The sequence below is a fragment of the Shewanella sp. AS16 genome (assembly GCF_021412365.1).
Lineage (GTDB): Bacteria > Pseudomonadota > Gammaproteobacteria > Enterobacterales > Shewanellaceae > Shewanella > Shewanella salipaludis.
Genome location: NZ_JAKCLK010000221.1, coordinates 1 through 296 on the forward strand (window position 1 = coordinate 1; position 296 = coordinate 296).

General features: G+C 52.0%; 1 protein-coding gene. It reads left to right on the forward strand.

Annotated elements, in window-relative coordinates; translation table 11 throughout:
- Positions 1-296, forward strand: a 296-nt coding sequence (locus LZP73_RS20090; RefSeq protein ID WP_234236685.1) for a PfkB family carbohydrate kinase, incomplete at both ends; no start/stop codon positions are given.

Here is a 296-nt window from a genome sequence, read left to right on the forward strand (position 1 = left end):
TTGGTGAGAGCGTTCGCCAGCAGCTCGCCACTGATAACATCGATATTTCTCCGGTCAGCGTGATCAAAGGCGAATCAACAGGTGTGGCGCTGATTTTTGTTAATGGCGAAGGTGAGAATGTCATCGGTATTCATGCCGGCGCTAATGCTGCCCTTTCCCCGGCGCTGGTGGAAGCGCAACGTGAGCGTATTGCCAACGCGTCAGCATTATTAATGCAGCTGGAATCACCACTCGAAAGTGTGATGGCAGCGGCGAAAATCGCCCATCAAAATAAGACTATCGTTGCGCTTAACCCG